This window comes from Buchnera aphidicola str. APS (Acyrthosiphon pisum), assembly GCF_000009605.1.
Classification (GTDB): Bacteria; Pseudomonadota; Gammaproteobacteria; order Enterobacterales; family Enterobacteriaceae; genus Buchnera; species Buchnera aphidicola_I.
Genome location: NC_002528.1, coordinates 461,843 through 486,464 on the forward strand (window position 1 = coordinate 461,843; position 24,622 = coordinate 486,464).

General features: G+C 25.6%; 19 protein-coding genes. 12 read left to right on the forward strand and 7 right to left on the reverse strand.

Annotated elements, in window-relative coordinates; translation table 11 throughout:
* Positions 1-74: 74 nt before the first annotated feature.
* From BU_RS02230 to mutS, 4 genes are all read right to left on the reverse strand, one after another.
* Entirely contained in the window at positions 75-809 is a 735-nt protein-coding gene (locus BU_RS02230; RefSeq protein ID WP_010896110.1) for a phosphoadenylyl-sulfate reductase, read from the reverse strand.
* A 15-nt stretch (positions 810-824) separates the two neighbouring features.
* Positions 825-2,534, reverse strand: coding sequence for an assimilatory sulfite reductase (NADPH) hemoprotein subunit (gene cysI, locus BU_RS02235; protein WP_009874380.1), 1,710 nt, complete (start codon positions 2,532-2,534; stop codon positions 825-827).
* Positions 2,534-4,339, reverse strand: a complete 1,806-nt coding sequence (locus BU_RS02240) for an assimilatory sulfite reductase (NADPH) flavoprotein subunit (protein WP_010896111.1) — start codon at positions 4,337-4,339, stop codon at positions 2,534-2,536. The genes cysI and BU_RS02240 overlap by 1 nt, the downstream gene beginning before the upstream one ends.
* A 190-nt stretch (positions 4,340-4,529) precedes the next feature.
* Positions 4,530-6,938 carry a DNA mismatch repair protein MutS gene (mutS, locus tag BU_RS02245; RefSeq protein ID WP_010896112.1) on the reverse strand — a complete coding sequence of 803 codons (2,409 nt, stop codon included), beginning with the start codon at positions 6,936-6,938 and terminating at the stop codon, positions 4,530-4,532.
* A gap of 156 nt (positions 6,939-7,094) precedes the next feature.
* On the opposite strand from mutS, the gene BU_RS02250 reads away from it, so the two are divergent.
* A complete protein-coding gene (locus tag BU_RS02250) occupies positions 7,095-7,733 on the forward strand; it encodes a DsbA family protein (protein ID WP_009874383.1) in 639 nt (212 codons plus the stop codon).
* Between the two features lie 120 nt (positions 7,734-7,853).
* Positions 7,854-8,714: a 5'-3' exonuclease gene (locus BU_RS02255; RefSeq protein ID WP_010896113.1), complete on the forward strand. Its 861-nt coding sequence runs from the start codon at positions 7,854-7,856 to the stop codon at positions 8,712-8,714.
* Between the two features lie 62 nt (positions 8,715-8,776).
* Here BU_RS02255 and yihA read toward each other — a convergent pair whose 3' ends face one another.
* A complete protein-coding gene (gene yihA, locus BU_RS02260; RefSeq protein ID WP_009874385.1) occupies positions 8,777-9,394 on the reverse strand; it encodes a ribosome biogenesis GTP-binding protein YihA/YsxC in 618 nt (205 codons plus the stop codon).
* Positions 9,395-9,644: 250 nt separating this feature from the next.
* Between yihA and typA the strand changes: the two genes are divergently transcribed.
* Positions 9,645-11,468 (forward strand): translational GTPase TypA, encoded by a 1,824-nt coding sequence (gene typA, locus BU_RS02265; RefSeq protein WP_010896114.1) that lies wholly within the window; start codon positions 9,645-9,647, stop codon positions 11,466-11,468.
* Between the two features lie 122 nt (positions 11,469-11,590).
* Here the strand turns inward: typA and gmk are convergent, their stop codons facing one another.
* Together gmk and ygfZ are read right to left on the reverse strand one after the other, a co-directional pair.
* Positions 11,591-12,214 (reverse strand): guanylate kinase, encoded by a 624-nt coding sequence (gmk, locus tag BU_RS02270; RefSeq protein ID WP_009874387.1) that lies wholly within the window; start codon positions 12,212-12,214, stop codon positions 11,591-11,593.
* Positions 12,215-12,313: 99 nt separating this feature from the next.
* On the reverse strand, positions 12,314-13,273 hold the full coding sequence (gene ygfZ / locus BU_RS02275) for a tRNA-modifying protein YgfZ (RefSeq protein WP_009874388.1): 960 nt from the start codon (positions 13,271-13,273) through the stop codon (positions 12,314-12,316).
* A 169-nt stretch (positions 13,274-13,442) separates the two neighbouring features.
* On the opposite strand from ygfZ, the gene prfB reads away from it, so the two are divergent.
* The 9 genes from prfB to leuS all read left to right on the forward strand — a co-directional run bounded on the left by prfB (position 13,443) and on the right by leuS (position 24,618).
* Positions 13,443-14,541, forward strand: a protein-coding gene (prfB, locus tag BU_RS02280; protein WP_226988357.1) for a peptide chain release factor 2 whose coding sequence is annotated in 2 segments (ribosomal slippage) — positions 13,443-13,517 and positions 13,519-14,541 — 1,098 coding nt in all. Because the reading frame shifts where the segments join, the coding sequence is not laid out codon by codon here.
* A gap of 9 nt (positions 14,542-14,550) precedes the next feature.
* Positions 14,551-16,071: a lysine--tRNA ligase gene (gene lysS, locus BU_RS02285; RefSeq protein WP_009874390.1), complete on the forward strand. Its 1,521-nt coding sequence runs from the start codon at positions 14,551-14,553 to the stop codon at positions 16,069-16,071.
* A 65-nt stretch (positions 16,072-16,136) separates the two neighbouring features.
* Positions 16,137-17,384, forward strand: coding sequence for a diaminopimelate decarboxylase (lysA, locus tag BU_RS02290; protein WP_010896115.1), 1,248 nt, complete (start codon positions 16,137-16,139; stop codon positions 17,382-17,384).
* 65 nt (positions 17,385-17,449) lie between these two features.
* The gene (lgt, locus tag BU_RS02295; protein ID WP_010896116.1) at positions 17,450-18,295 is read left to right on the forward strand and encodes a prolipoprotein diacylglyceryl transferase; all 846 of its coding nucleotides are present in this window, start codon (positions 17,450-17,452) and stop codon (positions 18,293-18,295) included.
* A 13-nt stretch (positions 18,296-18,308) separates the two neighbouring features.
* Positions 18,309-19,103 carry a thymidylate synthase gene (thyA, locus tag BU_RS02300; protein WP_010896117.1) on the forward strand — a complete coding sequence of 265 codons (795 nt, stop codon included), beginning with the start codon at positions 18,309-18,311 and terminating at the stop codon, positions 19,101-19,103.
* Positions 19,104-19,169: 66 nt separating this feature from the next.
* Entirely contained in the window at positions 19,170-20,489 is a 1,320-nt protein-coding gene (miaB, locus tag BU_RS02305) for a tRNA (N6-isopentenyl adenosine(37)-C2)-methylthiotransferase MiaB (protein WP_010896118.1), read from the forward strand.
* A 172-nt stretch (positions 20,490-20,661) separates the two neighbouring features.
* Positions 20,662-20,979 (forward strand): rRNA maturation RNase YbeY, encoded by a 318-nt coding sequence (gene ybeY / locus BU_RS02310; RefSeq protein ID WP_231834390.1) that lies wholly within the window; start codon positions 20,662-20,664, stop codon positions 20,977-20,979.
* Positions 20,980-21,059: 80 nt separating this feature from the next.
* Entirely contained in the window at positions 21,060-21,935 is an 876-nt protein-coding gene (gene corC, locus BU_RS02315; RefSeq protein ID WP_009874397.1) for a CNNM family magnesium/cobalt transport protein CorC, read from the forward strand.
* A 103-nt stretch (positions 21,936-22,038) separates the two neighbouring features.
* Positions 22,039-24,618: a leucine--tRNA ligase gene (gene leuS, locus BU_RS02320; protein ID WP_010896120.1), complete on the forward strand. Its 2,580-nt coding sequence runs from the start codon at positions 22,039-22,041 to the stop codon at positions 24,616-24,618.
* Positions 24,619-24,622: the final 4 nt, after the last annotated feature.

The following is a 24,622-nucleotide window of genomic DNA, read 5'->3' on the forward strand; positions in this document are numbered from 1 at the left end:
TTAATAAATTTAATTACACAAGAAAATTATATGATGTTTTATATTAAATATTTCATTAATCATAAAAATAAAATTTAATTTTCATGTAAACCACATTCGCGTTTTAATCCAAAAAAACGAGTTTCTTCCTCTAACATACCAGGCATGTGTTTTTTAGTAGTGTGTGTATCTCCTACAGACGAATATCCATTATTATATAAAGGATGGGTATCTAAATTATTTTCTTTTAAATAGTCTTTTATTTTATCCTTAGACCAATCTAGTATTGGTAAAATTTTAAATATTCCTTTTTTAATAGAAAGATATGGTAATAAATTTCGACTTTTTGATTGATCATGACGCAATCCAGCAAACCATGTTTGTACTGATAGTTCATTCAAAGCAAAATTCATGGGCTGTACTTTATTAATATTATTATAAAAATCAATTCCTTCAATACCTTTTTCCCATAACTTCCCATATCGCGCTTCCTGCCACGCAGAAGATATTGTTGATCTAAAAACTTTCAAATTCAAATGAAATTTATTAGTTAAAAAATCAATAAAATTATATGTTTCAGGAAACAAATAACCTGTATCAATTAATATAACAGGAATATCCGGTTTTTTTTTGATTATAAGATGTAATAATACTGTTGACTGAATACCGAAGCTTGATGACATGATTTGTGTATGGGGTAAATGGCTTAATGCCCAAGAAATACGTTCTTCTGCAGAATAATTGGATAGAAGTAAATTTAATTCAGAAAGTATATTATTTTTTTTTTCAGAATTTAACAGATTAATATTTTCAATATAGAATTTAGACATTATATTTGCTCCATACTAACTCCAAAAATCGTAAACAGGATTAATCACTTCTTTAACAAATTCTTTTCTAACTATAAAATCTCCAAAATCTTCTTTATTTTTTCGTTCATTAGACCATGTTTTAATTAAATATTTTAAATGAATTAATATTTCTTGTTCAGTAATATTTTCTTTATAAATTTTTGGAATTCGATTTCCTATACGATTTCCTCCTATATATAAATTATATCGACCAATAGATTTTCCAATTAAACCAATTTCAGCTAATAAGGATCGTCCACAACCATTAGGACAGCCAGAGACACGTAAAATTATCACCTCATCTTCTACACCATATTTTAACATGATATTTTCTAATTGAGTAATAAAAAAGGATAGCATACGTTCAGCTTCCGCCATTGCTAAAGGACAAGTAGGAAATGAAACGCATGCCATAGAATTTTTACGTAAATTAGTACTTTTATTTATTAATCCAGATGATAAAGCTATTTTTTCTATTTTATTCTTATTTTTTTCAGATACTTCAGAAATGATTATATTTTGATTAGATGTAATTCTAAAATTACCATCATGAATATTTGCAATTTTCAATAATCCTGATTTAAATAATTTATCATTATCATCATATATACGTCCATTTTGAATAAATAATGTTAAACTCCAATTATTGTTGATGTCTTTAATCCATCCAAATCTGTCTCCTCTGCTGATAAAACTATATTCGCGAACTGGTTTAAGATTAACATTTGCTCGTTTTTCAATTTCTTTTTTAAATTCATTTAAACCAAAATTATTAATAGTATATCTAGTTTTTGCGTTTGCACGATCAGTACGATTTCCCCAATCCCTTTGTGTTGTTACTATAGCCTTAGCAATAGATAAAGTGTTTTCTACAGAAATATAACCTATTTCAGTTGCAAGAAATGGCCATGTATTTTTATTACCATGAATAAAAGATAGTCCGCCACCAATTAATATGTTAAAACCAATAATTTTTTCATTTTTTGTGATAGCAACAAAATTCATATCATTAGCATATAAATCAACATCGTTATAAGGTGGAATTACTACTGTTGTTTTAAATTTTCTAGGTAAATATGTTTTTCCTAATATAGGTTCTTTTTCTGTCGTAACTATTTTTTTTTGATCTAACCAAATTTCCGCATATGCCTTAGTATGAGGTAATAAAAAATTTGAAATTTTTCGTGCCCATTCGTAAGCTTCTTGATGAATTAAAGATTCCATAGGATTTGATGTACAAAGTACATTTCTGTTTACATCATTAGCAGTAGCTAATGAATCTAATCCTATACTATGTAACATTTTATGTACATCTTTTAAATTTTTCTTTAAAATTCCATGAAATTGAAAAGTTTGACGATTAGTTAGACGAATAGTTCCATACAATGTATATTTGCTGGCAAAATAATCAATTTTCAACCATTTTTTTGCTTTAATAACTCCTCCTGGTAGACGACAACGCAGCATCATTGCGTAACGTGGTTCTAATTTTTGCTCATTACGTTCTATACGTAAATCGCGATCATCTTGCTGATACATGCCATGAAATCGAATAAGTGAAAAATTATCTCCAGTAAAACCATTAGTAATTTCGTTTTTTAAATCATCAGTAATTGTACCTCTAAGATAATTACTATTTTCTTTAATTCGTTCTGCATCAGTTAATTTTTTTTCTGTAACTATTTTTTTAAATTTTTTATTCATTAATACACATCTCTTTTATAACGTTTATTTAAACGCAGATTATTTAAAAATTCTTGAGATTCTTCAAGATTTAAATGAGCGTTATGACTAATAATATCTAATAATGCTTTTTCAACATCTTTTGCCATTTTAGAAGCGTTTCCACAAACATATATTTGAGCTCCTTCTTCTATCCAAGACCATATTTCTTGTGAATTTTCTCTTATTCGATCTTGTACGTATATTTTATTTTTTTGATCTTGCGACCAAGCTAAATTCATATTGGTGATTAATCCCTTTTTTATATATTTTTGCCATTCTACTTGATATAAAAAATCTTCAGTAAAATTAGGATTTCCAAAAAAAAGCCAATTTTTTCCATCAGCATTATCATTGTCTCTTTGCTGCATAAAAGCACGAAATGGAGCAATGCCTGTTCCTGAACTAATCATTATTATTGGAGTGTTTTTATTAATAGGTAATCGAAAATTATCATTGGTTTGAATAAAAATTTTTATTATATCATCAGATTTTAAAGATTGTGAAAGATAACCAGAGGCCCCTCCTAAATATACATGACCTGAAATTAATTTTTTTACTACTCCTACTGTGATATGAATTTCATTGTCAATTTCTTCTTGTGAAGAAGAAATGGAATATAATCTAGGTGTTAGTGGGCGAAGTAAACCAATTAATTGTTGAGAGGATAATTTTAATGGATGATCATGTATCATTTTAATTAAAGGAGTGTTAATGGTATAATTTTCTAAATCAGAATCATTAGATATGATATCTTTTAAAAATTTGTTTTTCGAAAAATTTGCATAACTTTTAATAATATTTTTAGTATTATTCGTTAATTCGAAATGATTTTGTAAAGCATCAAAAATTGTAATAACATCATTTTTAATTGTAATTGTTTCAGAAATATTAATAGAGAGTAATTCTAATATATTTTTCACTAAATTACTGTCATTTTTATACCATACACCCAATGCATCACCAGGTGAATACTTAATGTTCAAATTACTAATATCAATTTCAATATGATGAACATCTTTCTTAGAATTACGACCAGTAATTTTTTGATTTGTTAATATAATACCTTCAGCAGGATTTTTTTTTGTATAATGATTTTTCGAAAGTATCAATGTATTTTCTTGATCTATATATGACACAGAAGATTTATAAATTTTTTCTTTACTATTAATAGATTGTAATAAATCCTGAGACCATTTATTATAATTATCTTCATATTCAATATCTGCATCAAATCTATCTAATAAAGAATTACCACCTAACTCTTTAAATCTTTTATCAAAATCTTTTCCAGCTTGACAAAATAAATTATAGGATGTATCTCCTAATCCAAAAACACTATAATATAAGTTATTTAAATTAGGTGCATTTTTTGACATTATAAATTTATAAAAAGATAATGCTTCTTCTGGTGGTTCACCCTCACCTTGAGTTGAAATAATTAAAATTAATATCTTTTCATCTTTTATTTTTTTGAATTTATAATCCATAGCATCAATAAGACGACTTATTTTATTATTTTTATTAAAATATTCATAAAGACGTTTAGACAATAATTTTGCATTACCAGTTTGGGAAGCGGAAATAATCGTAATAACTGGATCGTTTTTTTCTGATTCATTTGTTTGAAAAGACGTTATATTTGATGTTTGATTAGCAATTTTCCAAAAATAACCTGACAACCAAGCACTTTGAATATTAGTGCAAGTTCTTTCAAGTTCTTTTAAATTATTTAATTGTTCTGAACTTAATGGAAACACGGGATCAAACTTGTTTTGATTTTTCATTATACTAAATATCCAAATTTTATTACATTAAAAACTTAATATTATCAATAAAATATAATTTACAGAAGATATTAATTTTTTGCTACCATCTAATAGAAAAATCAAATTTTTATGTAAAATTTTTTACTTTTAAAATCTTAAATAAATTTATTTATATAATGTATAAGAATACTTTACTGTTAATAAAACATTATGTATTTTCTATTTCTATTAATTTTTTCTCTGCGTCTTCTAGAACAGAATCTGGCAATCCAGACAATGAAGCTACTGATATACCATAACTTTTTTTTGATATACCATTTTTAATTTTATATAAAAAAGCTATATGTAAATCGCTTTTAATAGCAGAAAAATGAAAATTTTTTACAAATTTTTCTTTTTCTTCTAATTTTGTTAATTCAACAAAATGAGTAGATAATAACGTCATAGATTTATTTATGTTTATTAAATACCTAGAACACGACCAAGCTAAAGATAAACCCTCATTAGTTGAAGTTCCTCTTCCTAATTCATCGATTAAAACTAAACTATTAGATGTTGCATTGTGTAGAATATTAGATATTTCCATCATTTCCATCATAAATGTTGAATATCCATTGCTTAAGTCATCTGCAGAACCTATTCTTGTAAAAATTTTATCAATCGAACCAATTAAAGCATATCTAGCAGGAACAAAACTACCTATACCGGCCATAATTACAATGAGTGCAATTTGACGCATGTATGTACTTTTTCCACCCATATTAGGACCTGTTATAATGATCATTCTTTGTGTTCTGGATAAAAAAACAGAATTTTTTATAAATGGTGTTTTTAAAAAACATTCAACAACTGGATGACGACTTTCTAGTAAAGAAATTCCATATTTTTCGCTCATAATAGGACGCGTATAATTTAGAGATATAGCACGTTCAGATAAATTTACTAACACATCTAATTCTGACAATGCTAATGCACTATTTTGTAATTTTTCTAAAAAAGGTTCAATAATATTAAAAATTTCTGCATACAATTTTTTTTCTAGTAATAAAGATCGCATTTCTGAATTTAAAACTTTTTCTTCATATTCTTTTAATAAAGGAACACTATAACGTTCTGTATTTTTTAATGTTTGTATTATGACATAATATTTTGGAATTAAATGAGTATGACGTTTGCTTATTTGAATATAATACCCGATAATTTTATTAAATTTTATCTTAAATGATTCAATCATTAATTTTTTTTTTTCTTTCTGTTCAAAATTTTTAATATATTCTTTGGAATTTATTTTAATAGATCGTAACTCATCAAGTTCAATATTATATAATTCTGCTATTACACCACCATCTCGAATACATTTAGATGGCTTCAAACTAATTGCTTTTTTTAATAAACATAAAACTTCTTCAAAATAACCAATAGATAAACGTATTTTTTTTATATGTTTTGATTTTATTTTTTTTAATATTAAATGTAAATTAGGTAAGATTTCTAATGTAGAACGCATTCGTACGAAATCATGAGGCGAAGCAGTACGTAAAGCTAAACGAGAATAAATTCTTTCTAAATCATTAACTTGACGTAAAATAAATTGTAATTCTTTATAAAAAAACTGCAAAGCTTCCACACTTTCATGACGATTTCTAACTATTTTAAAGTTTTTTAGTGGAGAATTTAACCATCTATTTAACATTCTACTACCCATAGATGTAACTGTTTTATTTAATATTGCAGATAAAGTATTTTTTTTTTCTCCTGAAATATTTTGAGTAATTTCCAAGCTTTTACGCGTACTAAAATTCATAAAAATGCTATCTTCCATGTAATTATATTTTAACTGACGAATATTAGGTAAGAGAGTCATATTCATTGATTTAACATATTGTAATAAACAACCAGCAGCACGTATTACAAAATTGTTTTTCTCTATACCAAATCCATCCAAACTACAAGTATTATATTGCAAATTAAGTAACTTATATGATGTCTCTAAATCGAATTCTAATAATGAGCGTTTTCTAATACACTTTCTACTTTCAATTAAAAAAACATCTGAAAAATTTTCCGGATAGAGTATTTCTTTAGGATTAGTTCGTTCAATTTCTGAAAGCAAATCACAAGAAGAAAAAATCTTAGATACACCAAAAAAACCTAATGATAAATCTAATACGGAGTATCCAAATTGATTATTTTCTTTCCAGATAGCAGCTATAAAATTATCTTCATTTTCTTCAAGAAGTACTTCATCTGTAACAGTTCCAGGCGTGATTATGCGAACTACTTTACGAGAAATTAATTTTTTTTTACAATCAGTTTCTTTTTGTTGATCACATATCGCAATAGATTCACCTAATTTTACAAGTTTAGATAAATAATATTCTGATTTATGGCATGGGACTCCAGCCATCGGTATGATCTTATGATTTGAGTATCCTTTTTTTGTTAAAGTAATTTTCAGTAGTTCCGAAATACGTTCTGCATCTTCGTAAAACAACTCATAAAAATCACCCATTTGATAAAAAAGAAGCATATCAGGATACTGTGATTTTAAAGATAAATACTGTTTTATCATTGGAGTATGATTGTTCATACTATTCTTAATATTTTTTTTTTTCATAATATAAAATTTCTATTTCTCCAGTTATACAATCAATGATTGATACAGATAAAAATATGTAGGTATAGTATTATAAATTTATATATCATGTTATTTTAAAGATCGTTTTTATTTTTGAAAAATTAACAACATAAAAAATAAAATTAGGTGATGAAGATGAAAAAAATATTGATTATATTATGTATTCTTATTCTATCTTGCAATGTTTTTTCTTGTGAATTTAAAAATGGAAGAGAATATACTGAAAAACATAAAGTTATATCTAATATTCCAAGTATAATAGAATTTTTTTCATTTTTTTGTCCATATTGTTATGAATTTGAAAAAACATACGATACACAATATTTAATTGAAAAAAAAATTAAAAAAAATATAAATATTCAAAAATATCATGTTTCCTTTTTAGGAGGAAAATTGGGATATGTTTTGACAAAATCTTGGATAATTGCACAACAAATGGGAATTGAAAAAAAAATTGTTTTGCCTATTTTTAAAGGTATTCAAGAAACTTATACAATTAATAATCTTGATGATATAAAAAAAATATTTAAGGAGAAGGCAGGAGTAAGTGAAAGTAAATTTAATAGTTTTTGGAATAGTTTAACTATTAAAATATTAATAAGTAAACAAGAAGAAGATATTAGAAAATATAATTTAAAAAATATTCCAACTATGCTTATTAATGAAAAATATGTAATTGATTACTCAAAAATTGAAGAAATTTTTAAAGATAGTTTTGCTGAAAAATATACTAAATTAATTCAATTTTTAATAAATAAAAAAGAAAAAATTTAAATATTTTTATAAATATAAATTTTGACCATATTACTAGTATAAATATTTAATATAATAAATTTTTATTCTAATCAATAAAAATATTTTAACAAAAATATCTGTAAAATATAAAGAGTAAATATGAATCACATAAAAAATAATCCAGTTATTATAATAGATGGTAGTTTATACCTATATGCATCTTATTATGCATTTTGCAATTTAGAAAATACTTCAGGAAAACCCTGTGGGGCAATATATGGAATGTTAAAAATTATAGATAATATCTTTAAAAAATATAAAAATTTAAAAAAAATTATTATAATATTTGATTCATCTCGAAAAACATTTAGAAATAAGCTCTTTAAAGAATATAAAAAAAATAGATCATCTATGCCTGATTTATTGGTTATGCAAATTCAACCTCTTTTTGAAATACTTAAAAAAATTGGTATAAAAACTTTAACTATTCCCGGAATAGAAGCAGATGATGTTATTGGAAGTTTATCTTATCAACTCGAAAAACAAGGAGAAAAAATATTAATTTTAAGTCATGATAAAGATATGCTTCAGCTTGTAACAGAAAATATTAACATATTCCATAAAAAAAATAATTGCATTATTACATCAGAAATAATACAAGAAAAATATGGTATAAAACCAAAAGAATTTATTGATTTCTTAGCTTTAATGGGAGACGCTACAGATAATATTCCAGGAGTGCCTAAAATTGGGATTAAAACGGCGCTATTTTTGATAAATAAATTTTCTAATATTGAAAATATATATAATAATATTGAAAAAATAAAATCTTTACCATTAAGAAATGCTAAAAATATTTCTATTCAACTAAAAAATAATAAGGAAAGAGCTTTACTTTCATATAAATTAGCAAGAATAAAATTAGATATTCCTATAGACATTAAATTAAAAGACATCATTTTAAAAAAATATTGTTCTAAAAATACGTTTCAAATTTTTAAAAATTATTTTTCTTCATAAAAATAAAAAAAATTTCTATAGCAGTTGTATTCATAATATTTTTATTTATTATGTAGACATCATTATCTATTTAAAATAAAATGCTTTTTATACGAACTATTTAAACTTAATTTCAATTTTTCAATACCAATTTTTTTATATGACGAAAATAATATAATTTCAAAAGAATCCAAAAGAACGTTTAACTTTTTAAATACCATATCTGCTTGATTTTTTTGATGATTGATTTTTATTTTATCACATTTAGTTAACAGTACTAAAATAGAAATTTTTTTTTGAACAGCTATACTAATTATTTTTTGATCAAGTTTTTTCAGTGGATATCTGATATCCATTAAAAGCACAAAAAGTTTAATTTGTTCTCGTTTTTCTAAATAATCATATACTTTTTTTTGCCATTTACTTCTAACTAATAAAGGCGCTTGAGAATAACCATATCCAGGCAAATCAACTATTCTAAAACCCGAAACTACTTCAAAAAAATTAATTAATTGAGTTCTACCGGGAGTTTTGCTGAAACGAGCTAATTTTTTCTGATTAGTTAATGCATTGATGGCACTAGATTTACCTGTGTTAGAATAACCAATAAACGCAATTTCAATACCGTTTTGAATATCTATATCAGTTATTTTTGAATAACTTTTTAAAAAATTTGTTTTATTGTAATCTAATGAATTCAAAATTTAATCCTAGTCGTTAAATCTGCAAGAAAATTATTCAAATAAAAATTTAATTATTTTATATGAAAAAATTTTTTAATTTAGAATTTTTACTCTAACTTCTGTGATTATAAAAGAAGTACTTTTTATACATACCCATAAAACTTAATATATAAAATGCTATTTCCGCATAATGAATCTCATCTTGTAATTCTATCCATAACCAGTCTGTAATACATCTATATTTTACTACTTTTTAAAAGGAAAAAAAATGCATCATAGTATAAGAAATATTGCCATTATAGCACATGTTGATCATGGTAAAACAACATTGCTTGATAAATTATTACAACAATCAGGAACATTTGAAGAACATGAAGAAAAAACTGAAAGAATTATGGATTCTAATGATTTAGAAAAAGAACGAGGTATTACAATTTTATCAAAAAATACTTCAATAAAATGGAATAATTATAAAATAAATATAGTTGACACTCCGGGACATGCTGATTTTGGAGGTGAAGTAGAACGTGTAATGTCTATGGTAGACTCAGTGCTTTTGGTGGTAGACGCATTAGATGGACCAATGCCGCAAACTCGGTTTGTAACTAAAAAAGCTTTTAAATATGGTTTAAACCCTATAGTTGTAATTAATAAAATTGATCGAATTCACTCTCGTCCTGATTGGGTAGTAGATCAAGTTTTTGATCTTTTTGTTAATTTGAATGCAAGTGATGAGCAACTTGATTTTCCTATTATATATACATCTGCCGTTCTTGGAACCTCAGGGACAGATTATTTGAATATGCAAAATAACATGATTCCATTATATGAATCTATTATCAAATATGCTCCTGCTCCTAACGTTAATTCTGATCAAAAGTTTCAAATGCAAATCTCACAACTTGATTATAATAGTTATCTTGGAGTCATAGGGGTTGGACGTGTTAAACAAGGTTCTATTAAGACTAATGATAAAGTGACTATTATTGATAGATTTGGAAAACATCGTAGTGGTAAAGTTAATAAAGTATTAAACTATTTTGGATTAAAAAGAATGGAAATCAATCAAGGATATGCTGGAGATATCATTGCTATTACAGGTCTTAATAAATTAAAAATTTCAGATACAATTTGTCATCCAGATAATCTACAACCTCTTCCAGCATTAAGTATCGATGAACCTACTGTAAATATGTTTTTTTCAGTAAATACCTCACCTTTTTCAGGAAAGGAAGGGAAATATATTACATCTCGTCAAATTTTAGAACGATTAAAAAAAGAAACCATGCACAATGTTGCTTTACAGATAAAAGAAACGAAGGATCCAAATATTTTTTCTGTATCTGGACGCGGTGAGTTACATTTATCTATATTAATTGAAAATATGCGTCGTGAAGGGTTTGAGTTAGAAGTTTCCCGTCCTAAAATTATTTTTCGTGAAATTAATGGGATTCAAAAAGAACCTTTTGAAAACGTAACTTTAGATATAGAAGAAAAAAATCAAGGAAGTGTTATGCAATTTATAGGTATCAGAAAAGGGGAATTAAAAAATATGATTCCAGATTCAAAAGGAAGGGTGCGCCTTGAATATATATTATCTAGCAGAGCATTAATCGGATTTCGTTCGGAATTTATGAGTATAACTTCTGGAACAGGTCTGTGTTATTCATCTTTTAGTCACTATGATAACCTCCAAAATAGCAATATTGGACAAAGAAAAAATGGAGTTTTAATATCGAATAGTACAGGTATGGCAGTAGGGTTTTCTCTATTTAATTTACAAGAAAGAGGAAAATTATTTATAGGACATGGCGCTCAAGTATATGAAGGACAAATTATAGGACTTCATAATCGTTCTAATGATTTAACGGTTAATTGTTTAACTGGAAAAAAATTAACTAATATGAGAGCTTCTGGTACAGACGAAGCAATAGTTTTAACGACAGCAATTCATTTCACATTAGAAGAAGCAATAGGATTTATCAACGATGATGAACTTGTAGAAGTCACGCCTCATTCTATACGAATACGTAAATTTTATTTAAAAGAAAATGAAAGAAAAAGAGCTAATCGTAATAAAAAATCTATTTAAAATAACAAAACTATAAACTAAGAAATTAAAAAAATCAATATTATCTTTTTCAATTATATAATTCTATTTATTCAATAGAATTATATAAAAGTGTTCCTAAATTATGAAATAATTTTTAAAAATTAACATTTTAACAAATTAGAAATCAGTAAATTATGTTTGTTCTTTTGATGAAATAAACACAAATGTTCGGCAGTAATAATTGTTATTAAATCATTTACTGCTTGTTTAAAATCATCATTAATAATTAAATAATCATATTCTGAATAATGTTGCATTTCATCTACTGCTTTTTCCATTCTATTTGCAATAACTGAATCACTATCTTGGCCTCTTTCTCTTAATCTTTTATATAATGTATCTTTAGATGGTGGTAACAAAAAAATACTTTTTGATTTTGGCATTTTACATTTAATTTGTTTAGCTCCCTGCCAATCAATATCAAGAAAAACATCAATCCCAGAAAACAGCATTTTTTCAATATATTTACGCGAAGTTCCATAATAATTACTAAATACTTTCGCATATTCTAAAAAATATTCTTGTTTAATCATAATTTCAAATTCTTTTTTTGATATAAAATAATAATGTTTTCCATGTAATTCACCGGGTCGTATAATTCGAGTAGTATGAGAAATAGATACTCGAGTATTATATAAAGTTTTTGACTTTAATAATCCTTGAATTAAACTTGATTTTCCTGTTCCACTTGGAGCAGAAATAATAAAAAGAATACCTTCAGACATGATATTTTGAAAGACAGTTTTATCGAAAATTTTATAAAAAATAAATGTTGTTTTTTTAAAACATAGAACATGCAAATAAAAAAATTTTTGTATTATTATCTAATTTTTTATTAAAAAAATATTTTCAAACCCATGTATTCTGAATAAATTATTTATATTTACAGATTTACGCAAAACTACTTGTATATAAATTTCTTCACACTTAACATGAACTATAGATAATAACACACCAACTTTAAACCATTCACTATCAACTTTAGTTTCAATAAATGAACCAATTTTAGGAAAAATACTTCCTGTACTTACCAAAAAACATAAAAAATACTTATTTGTTTTTTTAAAAAATATTCGTGCTATTGTTTCTTGTCCATAATAACATCCTTTTTTAAAGCTAATAGCTTTAAGATTATGTAAATTAATTGCTTGTGGTGTAAATTTGTTAGAACATATTTTATCAATAACAGGAAGCCCTGCTTCAATATCTAATAATAACCATTGTTTACTATTGTTTAAAAATATATTTTGATTAATTTTTCTTTTTAAAGTTAAAAAATCTAAAAAAGGTAAAACTAATAAAAATCGTTCTGATGGTTTCTCATACCATAATATAGTTTTATTATCCTCATGAATTACTGGGCAACTTTGATTTGGTATTTTAACAAATAAGCTGGATAAAAATGATCTAACATTGCAACCTGCAAATCCTATTAAACAAATACTATTTAATTCACGAATTTTTATTTTCGAAAAAATGGAATACTTACAAATTTCTTTAATTTGAATTTGAGAAACACTTTTGCGTTGAATATAAGCATAACCTTTTTCATAATGAAACAAATGCATAGTACTCCATACTCTTCCATTAAAATTACAATGTGCACAAAGTGTGTGATGGGTCTTAAGCAGTAAATTTATATCAATAGTTAATTGACCTTGAAGATACTTTTTACTATCAATTCCTTCTACATAAGTTAAAGACCATTCTTCAAGAAGAATCATTGTTAATGATAATTCATTTGAAGGATAGATAATATTTTGTATCGATATAAAGGATGGCATATTTTATTTCCTAAAATAAATTAAATACAAACTACACAAAATTAAAATAAATGCACCTATCTAATTAAACAGATATAATAACAATCTAATTTTAAACATTCGAAAAATACACCTTAAAAAGGTTAAAAAATTTTTAATCAAATTAAATTAACAGAAGAACTATAAAATTATGATAGAAAATAATATGACTACAAATCAAATTAACAGTCTTAATAGACGTGTACAAGATCTTAAGAGGTATCTTTGACTATAACAAAAAAAAATCCCGTGTTTTAGAAATTGATTTAGAATTATCATCACCTAAAACATGGACAGAACAGATATCTATAAAAAAACTTAATAAAGAAAAATATTTATTGAATTCTATAATTCAAAATATCAATGAAATCGAAGAAAACATTAAAGAAGTAGTTATTTTTTTAGAATTGGCAATAGAAACACAAGATAACCTAGTATTTAAAGAATCTTTATTAGAAATTCAAAAAATAGAACAAGAAATAAAAAAACTTGAATTTTACCGTATGTTTTCAAAAAAAAATGACCACTACGACTGCTATATTGATATACAATCTGGATCCGGAGGTACAGACGCACAAGATTGGTCTAAAATGTTACTAAGAATGTACTTAAGATGGGCTGATAAAAAAGGATTTCACACTGAAATTATTGATGAATCTATCGGTGAAATAGTTGGGATTAAATCATCTACTATTAAAGTAAGTGGAGAATATGCCTTTGGTTGGTTTAGAACAGAAACAGGCATACATCGTTTAATTAGAAAAAGTCCTTTTGATTCTGGAAAGAGACGTCATACTTCCTTTAGTTCAATTTTTATATATCCAGATATAAATGAAAAAATTGATATAAATATTAATTATTCTGATCTCAGAATTGACGTGTATAGAGCATCTGGAGCAGGAGGACAACATGTAAATAGAACGGAATCAGCTGTACGTATTACTCATTTGCCTACGAACATTGTTACCCAATGTCAAAATAATCGTTCTCAACACAAAAATAAAGAACAAGCAATGAAACAAATGCAATCAAAACTATACGAAATACAAATGAGAAAAAAACAAGAAGAAAAACAAAAAATAGAACAAAATAAATCAGATATAACATGGGGAAATCAAATACGATCATATATATTAGATAACTCTAAAATAAAAGACCTTCGCACTGGAGTTGAAAAAAATCATGTTCAATCTGTTTTAGATGGCGATCTAGATGATTTCATTGAACAAAGTTTAATTATGGGGTTATGAGGAATAAAAATGTCTGAAATAGAAAAAAGAAATCATGGTGATTGTAATATTTTATACAAAGAAATAAAAAAAAGAGAACAAAAACTTGTTAATATGAAAAAAGAAGGATTTTCTTTCCCGAATAGTTTTAAAAAAAATACTACTTCAAGAAAAATTTATCAAAAATACCAAACAAAAAATAGAAATGAACTCATATCATTAAATATTGAAGTTTCCATTGCTGGTCGTATGGTGCAAAGACGTATTATGGGAAAAGCTTCTTTTTTTACCTTGCAAGATATAGAAGGAAAAATACAAATTTATATAAATGAAAAAAAAATATCATCTGATTTTTATCGCTTTCACTTTAAAAAGTGGGATATCGGAGATATTTTGGGTGTGATAGGAACATTATTTAAAACTAAAACAGGTGAATTATCTATTTATTGTAAAAATGTAACAATACTTAATAAATCATTAAAACCTTTACCAGACAAGTTTCATGGTTTATCTAATCAAGAAATACGTTATCGGAAAAGATATCTAGATTTAATTAGTAATAATAAATTATATAGTATTTTTAAAAATCGTTCTAATATTATCACAGCGATTCGTAATTTCATGATAGAAAATGATTTTTTAGAAGTCGAAACTCCAATGCTACAAAATATTCCTGGAGGAGCTAATGCTCGTCCTTTTATTACTTATCATAATGAAATTGATTCTCAAATGTATTTAAGAATAGCTCCTGAATTATATTTAAAAAAACTAATTATTGGGGGCTTTGAACGTATTTTTGAACTGAATAGAAACTTTCGTAACGAAGGAGTATCAGCTCGTCATAATCCAGAATTTACTATGATGGAAGCATACATTGCATATTCTAACTATGAAGATATGATGGAATTAACAGAAAATCTTTTTAAAAGTATTACAAAGTTTCTTTTTCAAGATAATAAAATTATATTCAACAACAATAATTTTGATTTCAGTCAACCATTTCGTAGATTAACTATGACAGATTCTATTCTTGAATTTAATTCAACTATTACCTCATCCGATTTAAAAGATTTTTATAAAATCAGAGAATTTGCAAAATCTATAGGAATAAAAGTAGAAAAAAAATGGGGTTGCGGCCAGATAGAAACTGAAATATTTGAAAAGACAGTAGAAAAAAAATTAATTCAACCAACTTTTATTACACAATACCCAGTAGAAGTTTCTCCATTGGCAAGACGTAATGACATAAATTTAAATATAACTGATAGATTTGAACTTTTTATTGGTGGATATGAAATAGGAAATGGATTTTCAGAACTAAATGATGTAGAAGATCAAAAAACACGATTTTTAAATCAAATTCAAAAATCAAATAAGGAAGATAATAAAAATCTATTTTACGATAAAGAGTATATAGAAGCGTTAAAATATGGTTTACCTCCAACATCTGGATTAGGAATAGGAATAGATCGTTTAATTATGATATTAACTAATCAAATCAGCATTCGTGATGTAATTTTATTTCCAACACTTCGTCCATTTAAAAAATAGTTTTAATTGATTAATGTTTTTTTAAAGATAAATAAAAAAATTTTAGACTTTTAATGAGATATCATATGCCAAAACCTTTAAATAACACTGAAAATAACTTAAATACTAACAGAATTAAAGATTTAATAAAAAAATATAGCCCTCCATTTTGGGTTTATGACGCCGATATTATCTATAAAAAAATTAATTTGTTAAGAAAATTTGATGTGATTAGATTTGCTCAAAAATCTTGTTCAAATATTAATATACTGCGATTAATGAAAAATAAAAATGTCAAAATAGATGCCGTTTCATTAGGCGAAATTGAACGAGCCTTATTATCTGGATTTAAACCAAGTACAAATGAAATAATTTTTACTGCGGATATTTTAGACGAAGAGACTTTATTGAAAGTAGCAAAATATAAAATACCAGTAAATGCTGGTTCTTTAGATATGTTAAAACAATTAGGAAAAATTTCACCAGGTCATCATGTTTGGTTAAGAATTAACCCAAGATTTGGATACGGTCATAGTAAAAAAACTAATACTGGAGGGGAAAATAGTAAACATGGAATTTGGCATCCTGAGCAAGCAATACCAATTATAAAAAAATATAAATTAAAATTAATAGGCTTACATATGCATATAGGATCGGGAGTCAACTATTTGCATCTAAAAAAAGTATCTCAAGCTATGATTAAATATGCTTTTCAATTAAATCAAAAAATATCATCTATTTCTGTTGGTGGAGGATTACCTATACCCTATAAATTCAATGATCAACCTATTGATATAAAAAAATATTTTATGTTATGGGATATAGCAAGAAAGAAAATATCTAAATTTTTAGGAGAAAAAATTGAATTAGAAATTGAACCTGGAAGATTTTTGGTTGCAGAATCAGGCATTTTAATTTCTAAAGTATGGGCTACAAAAAAAATGGGTAACAAAAATTTCGTTTTAGTAGATGTTGGGTTTAATGATTTAATGAGACCAACTATGTATGGTAGCTACCACCATATATCTGTTATTTATGGAGATGATAGGAAGATGAATGAAAAAGAGACTATTGATACTGTTGTCGCAGGACCTTTATGTGAATCAGGAGATATTTTTACGCAAAAAGAAGGAGGTACTGTTCAAACCAGAAAACTGCCTACTATAAAAGTAGGAGACTATTTAATTTTTCATGATACAGGAGCCTATGGTGCTGCAATGTCGTCTAATTATAATACAAGACCACTTATTCCAGAAATTTTACTAAAAAATAATGATTCTATTGTTATTCGAAGACGTCAAACAATTGAAGAAATACTAAATCTAGAAAAATAAAATTTTTTATAATAACTTATACATATGAAAATATTTTTTTAATCAAAGGATATTATATAAAATAAATGTACATTTTTTTTCCTAAATTAAATCCTATAATTTTTACGATTGGTCCTGTATCTGCTCGCTGGTATGGTTTTATGTATGTTATAAGTTTTTTATTTGCTATGTGGTATGGAAAAAAGTGCAGTATTAAAAATAAAAAAATATGGTACGAAAAAAAAATAGAAACATTATTATATTCTATTTTTTTAGGATCATGCATCGGAGGAAGAATAGGATATATTATTTTTTATAATTTTTCATATTATTCTCAAAATATGTTATCTGTATTTTATATATGGGAAGGAGGCATGTCATTTCATGGAGGATTAATAGGTGCTATAATCGTCATGTCGTATTTTTCTTTTAAATATAAAAAAAAAATATTAGAAATATCTGATTTCATCACTCCACTAATACCTTTTGGTTTAGGCGCTGGTAGAATAGGAAACTTTATTAATAGTGAACTATGGGGTCGTGTATCACCCAATTTTTCATATGCAATGATTTTTCCCAATTCTCAAAATCAAGATTTAAAAGAAATAAAAAAATATCCCGAATTACAACTATTATTAGATCAATACGGAGCATTGCCGCGTCATCCTACCCAATTATACGAATTTTTTTTAGAAGGGATTCTTCTGTTTTTTATAATTTATTTTTTTTCGAAAAAAGATAGACCAACAGGTAGTATTAGCGGTTTATTTTTAATTTTTTATGGATTATTTAGAATATTTATAGAATTTTTTAGAGAACCAGATCCACAAATAGGACTATTAAAAAATATAATTACTATGGGACAAATATTATCACTTCCTATGATTATTGCTGGATTAATTATTATGTATAAATCTTATTATAAAAAATAGATTCCGAGGAATTATGAAACAATACATCAAATTAATTAAAAAAATCATCAGGGTTGGAAACCAAAAAAAAGATCGCACAGGAACAGGAACTTTATCTATTTTTGGTTATAATATGAAATTTGATTTAAAAAAAGGTTTTCCACTTCTTACTACAAAAAAATGTCATATTGCATCTATCATCTACGAGCTTTTATGGTTTTTAAAAGGAGACACAAACATTTCTTATCTAAATGAAAATAAAATATCAATTTGGAATAATTGGGCAAATGAATCCGGAGATGTTGGTCCAATATACGGAAAACAATGGCGTAATTGGAGTACACCAGAAGGACACGAAATTGATCAAATAAAAAATGTATTAATACAATTAAAAAAAAATCCCGATTCCCGTAGAATGTTAGTTTCTAGTTGGAATGTTGGAGATATAGATAAAATGAGATTACCTCCTTGCCATGTTCTATTTCAATTTTATGTATTTAACAATACATTAAGTTGTCAATTGTACCAGCGTTCTTGTGATGTGTTTCTAGGACTACCTTTTAATATAGCTAGTTACTCAATACTTATACACATGATAGCACAACAATGTGATTTAAAAGTTGGAGATTTTTTGTGGACAGGAGGCGATGTTCACTTATATAATAATCATATAGAATTAGCAAAAAAACAAATACTCAGAATACCTCGAACGCTTCCCAAACTAACCATCCTCAAAAAACCTCAGTCATTATTTCAATATTGTTTCGAAGACTTTAAAATTATTGGATATCATCCTTATCCTGCTATCAAAGGAGAAATATCTATATAAAAAAATAAAAGACTTGTATAAGAGATAATATTTTTTACAAATTAAATTGGATTAATTTTTAAGCATATGAAATATATATATATAAAAACTTGGGGTTGTCAAATGAATGAATATGATTCATCTATGATAATCACTTTATTAGAAAAAAATAATCAATACTCACTTACCAAGTCAGCGGAAAATGCTGATATTTTAATATTAAATACTTGCTCTATAAGAGAAAAAGCTCAAGAAAAAGTTTTTCATCAACTAGGTAGATGGAAAAAAATAAAAAATAATAACCCAAAAGTCATTATTGCTGTAGGGGGTTGTGTAGCTACTCAAGAAGGAAAAGAAATTTTTAAAAGAGCAAATTATGTAGATATCATATTTGGGACTCAAACTTTACATAGATTACCAAAAATGATCGATGAAGTAGAAAAAAAACGCAAGTTATCAATTGACATCAGTTTTCCTAAATTAGAAAAATTTAAATATTTTTTAGCACCTAAAAAAAAAGGATACACGGCAGATATTTCTATTATGGAAGGATGTAATAAATATTGTTCTTTTTGTGTAGTCCCATATACAAGAGGAAATGAAATTAGTCGTCCATGTGATGATGTATTATTTGAAATATCACTTTTAGCAAAACAAGGAATAAAAGAAATCAACTTATTGGGACAAAACGTAAATGCATATCAAGGTCCAACCTTTAATGGAAAAGTTTGTTATTTTTCAGAATTAATAAGATTAGTTGCAGAAATAGATGGAATCGAGAGAATTCGATTTACTACTAGTAATCCACTTGAATTTACTGATGATATTATTGAAGTATATAAAGACACACCAAAACTAGTAAGTTTTCTTCATCTTCCTGTTCAAAGTGGTTCTAATAAAATTCTTAATTTAATGAAACGTTCATATACAACAGAAGATTATACATCTATTATTAAAAAACTAACAATTGCCAGACCTGATATTCAAATTAGTTCAGATTTTATTGTTGGATTTCCTGGAGAATCTGAAATAGATTTTGAAAAAACTATAGAATTTATAAAAAATATTAATTTTGATATGAGTTTTAGTTTTATATACTCTGCTCGACCTGGAACACCGGCCTCTAATATGAATGATGATCTTGATCTAAAAGAAAAAAAAAGACGTTTATATATTTTACAAGAGCGTATAAATATACAAACAATGCTCTGGAGTAGAAAAATGTTCGGAAGTATACAATCTGTTTTAGTAGAAGGTGTATCTGATAAAAATATCATGGACTTATATGGTCGAACAGAAAATAATAGAGTTGTTACTTTTCAAGGTTCATCTAAAATGATTGGACAATTTGTTAACGTAAAGATCAAAAAAGTACACACACATTCATTAAAAGGTGAATTATTTTAAAAGTAATTCATTCAAAAAAAAATTTGAAAAATATTATAATAAACATTCAATATTGTTGTAAAAATAATAAAAATATACCCAAAAAATTATATTTTAAAAAATGGATACAAAAAATTTTATGTAAAAAAAAAATATAAACATTATAACAATCCGTATTGTAGATGAATGGGAAATTAAAAAATTAAATTTTAATTATAGAAAAAAAAATAAACCAACAAATATTTTGTCGTTTCCTTTTAATAAATTTATTAAAATCAATTATAAATTATTAGGAGATCTAGTACTGTGTAAAAATATAATAGAAAAAGAATCTTTAAAGTATAACAAATCATTGGAATCACATTGGGCTCACATTACAATACATGGAACACTGCATTTATTAGGATATGATCATCAAAACAATAAAGAAGCAGATATTATGGAACGACTTGAAAACAAAATCATGTTGTCTTTAAATTACAAAAAACCACATATTTTAAAAAGTTTTTAATCTTTTATAAAAAATATTTTAACCTAAGTATTTCTACCATAGAATAGTAGAACATATTTTAAAATAGATAATCTAATACCATGAGTGATAACCATTTACAAAACTCTGATAAAATAAATAGAAAAGGATTTTTTTCTATTCTATTAAATCAAATTTTTCATGACGAACCTAAAAATAGAGAAGAATTATTAGTATTAATTCGTGATTCAGAACAAAACGAACTGATTGATCAAGATACTTGCGATATGTTAGAAGGAGTTATGCATATTGCAAAAAAAAGAATAAAAGAAATCATGATACCAAGAACACAAATGATTACATTAAAATTACATCATAATTTAAACGAATGTCTTGATGTTATTATTGAATCTGCACATTCACGTTTTCCAGTGATGAGTAATGATAACAATTATGTTGAAGGTTTTCTAATCGCTAAAGATTTGCTTCCATTTATGAAACAATCAGCAAATATTTTTTGTATAAAAAATATATTACGACCGGCCGTTGTAGTTCCAGAAAGTAAACATGTAGATAGGATGTTAAAAGAATTTCGTTCAAAAAGAAATCATATGGCTATCGTCATAGATGAATTTGGAGCAGTTTCAGGTTTAGTAACTATAGAAGATATACTTGAATTAATTGTTGGAGAAATTGAAGACGAATATGATGATGAAGAAACATTAAATATTAGAAAAATACAAAAATCCACATTTTCTATTAGAGCTCTTACAGAAATAAAAGAATTTAATGAAACGTTTAATACTAATTTCAGTGATGAAGAAGTAGATACTATAGGAGGATTAGTAATGAAAGAATTTGGTCACCTACCAAGTCGTGGTGAAAGTATTAATATTGATGGTTATTCTTTTAAAATTTCTATAGCAGATAGTAGAAAGGTTATACAAATACATGTAACTATTCCAGAAAATAAAACACCTGTTTTAATAGAAGCATAATGCTGCTTATCTTTATAAATTGAAAAAATAAAACAATAAAATTATTTTTTTTCATTAACATTGTAAGTTTTACATTTTATAAATATTTCTTTTAGAGAAAAATATGGAAAAAGAATATTCACCAAAAAAAATAGAAAATTACGTACAGGAGTTTTGGAAAAAAAACAAAACTTTTGAAGTCAAAGAAGATCCAAAAAAAGAAAAATATTATTGTCTTCCTATGCTTCCATATCCCTCTGGAAAATTACACATGGGTCATGTTAGAAATTATACTATTAGTGATGTTATTTCTCGATATCAAAGAATGCTAGGAAAAAATGTGCTGCAACCAATGGGTTGGGATGCTTTCGGTTTACCTGCTGAAGAAGCAGCTATAAGAAATAATACAGATCCCTTTTCTTGGACCCAAAAAAATATAAAATACATGAAAAAACAACTCCAATCATTAGGTTTTAGTTATGATTGGAGTCGAGAAATAACTACATGTCATCCAGAATATTATCATTGGGAACAGTGGTTTTTTACTAAGCTATATGAAAAAAAATTAGTCTATAAAAAAAATAGTTTAGTCAATTGGTGTTCTTATGATAAAACCGTTTTAGCCAATGAACAAGTTATTGATGGTTGTTGTTGGAGATGTCAAAATAAAATAAGAATAAAACAAATTCCACAATGGTTTATAAAAATAAGAAATTATGCTGAATCTTTATACCAAGATTTAAAGAAGTTAACTCACTGGCCTGAAAATGTAAAAAATATGCAGCGAAATTGGATTGGACGAATAAAAGGATTTGAAATCACCCTGAATGTTTTTAATACTTGTCAAAAATTAAAAGTGTTTACTCAAAGATTGGATCTTTTAATGGGTGTTACATATATTTCAATATCTTCTTGTCATAAATTATCTATAAATTTATCTAAAAAAAATGAACTTATTAAAAAATTTATAAAAAAATATAGATATATCTCACAAGAAGAACAATATAAAGTTAAATATACAGGAATTAACACAAATCTATTTGTTGTTCATCCAATTACTAAGAAAACAATACCAATTTGGATTTCAAATGCTACACATATAGAATATGGAACTAATGCAGTCTTATCTATTCCAGGACATAATGAAAATGATTGGAATTTTGCAGTTAAAAATAATTTAAAAATAAAATATGTTATTTTTAATCCCGATCATCAAGAACCTAAATTATATACTTCTTTTTTAGATATAAAAGGAACATTATTTAATTCTCAAGAATTTAATGGATTGAATCTTAAAGATGGTACTGAAAAAATAAAAAAAATACTGTATAAGAAAAAAATATTAAAAGAAAAAATTAATTACAAATTACAAGATTGGTGCATATCTAGACAGCGTTATTGGGGAACACCCATTCCAATGGCAAAATTTAAAAATGGTAAAATGATACCGATACCAGAAAACCAATTACCTGTAGTTTTACCCAAAATAAGAAAAAATACAAATCTATTACAGCAAGCTATTAATTTTAATTCTAAATGGGCTGAAATTTTTATTCATGGAAAACATGCTATTAGAGAAATAGATACTTTTGATACATTTATGGAATCATCTTGGTATTATGCAAGATATACTTGTCCAAATTTTAATACAGGTATGATTGATTCAATAGCATCAAAATATTGGTTACCTGTCGATCAATACATTGGCGGAATAGAACACGCAATAATGCATTTAATGTATTTTCGATTTTATCATAAATTACTCCGTGATTTTAAATTAGTTGATTTTGATGAACCAGTAAAAAATTTACTATGTCAAGGAATGGTTCTTTCTGAAGCTTTTTATAAAATTGATAGTAACTCTCAAAGAAAGTGGTTTAATTCATCATCAGTGTTAATAAAACGTAATACAAAAGGAGAAATTATTGAATCACATACTCAAAAAGGAGAAAAATTAATTTATGCAGGTATGATTAAAATGTCTAAATCAAAAAATAATGGAATTGAACCAGAATTAATAATTCAACGATATGGAGCAGATACAATTCGTTTATTTATTATGTTTTCTGCTCCTGTAGAATCTGATCTAGAATGGAAAGAATCTGGTTTAAAAGGGATATATCGTTTTTTAAAAAAACTCTGGATGCTAATATTTAATTATATTGATATAAAAAACACACATAAAAAAATAAATTTTGATTTTTTGAACCATCAACAAAGTGAATTGCGTTATCAATTACACAAAACAATTGCTAAAGTGTCTGATGATATTGGTCGCCGACAAACATTTAATACTGCCATTTCTGAAATTATGAAGTTAGTTAATCAATTGTCAAAAGCTCCGATAAAAGAAGAACAAGATAAATCTATTATGCGAGAATCCTTAATTTGTATCATCAAAATGCTTTATCCATTTACACCACATTTTTGTTTTTTTGTCTGGAACTATTTTAATAATCATAGCTCTATTGACAACGAAAAATGGCCTATCTTTCAAAAAGATATTTTATCAAAAAAATATAGTACTATTGTTGCGCAAATTAATGGAAAAAAACGATGTGCTACAAAAATATCTGATTCTTTAACTAAAGAAGAAATATTTTTATACATACAAAATCAACCCATAATAAAAAAATATTTAGAGGATGTTGATATCAAAAAAATAATATATATCCCGAAAAAAATAATAAACTTTGTAACATAAATTT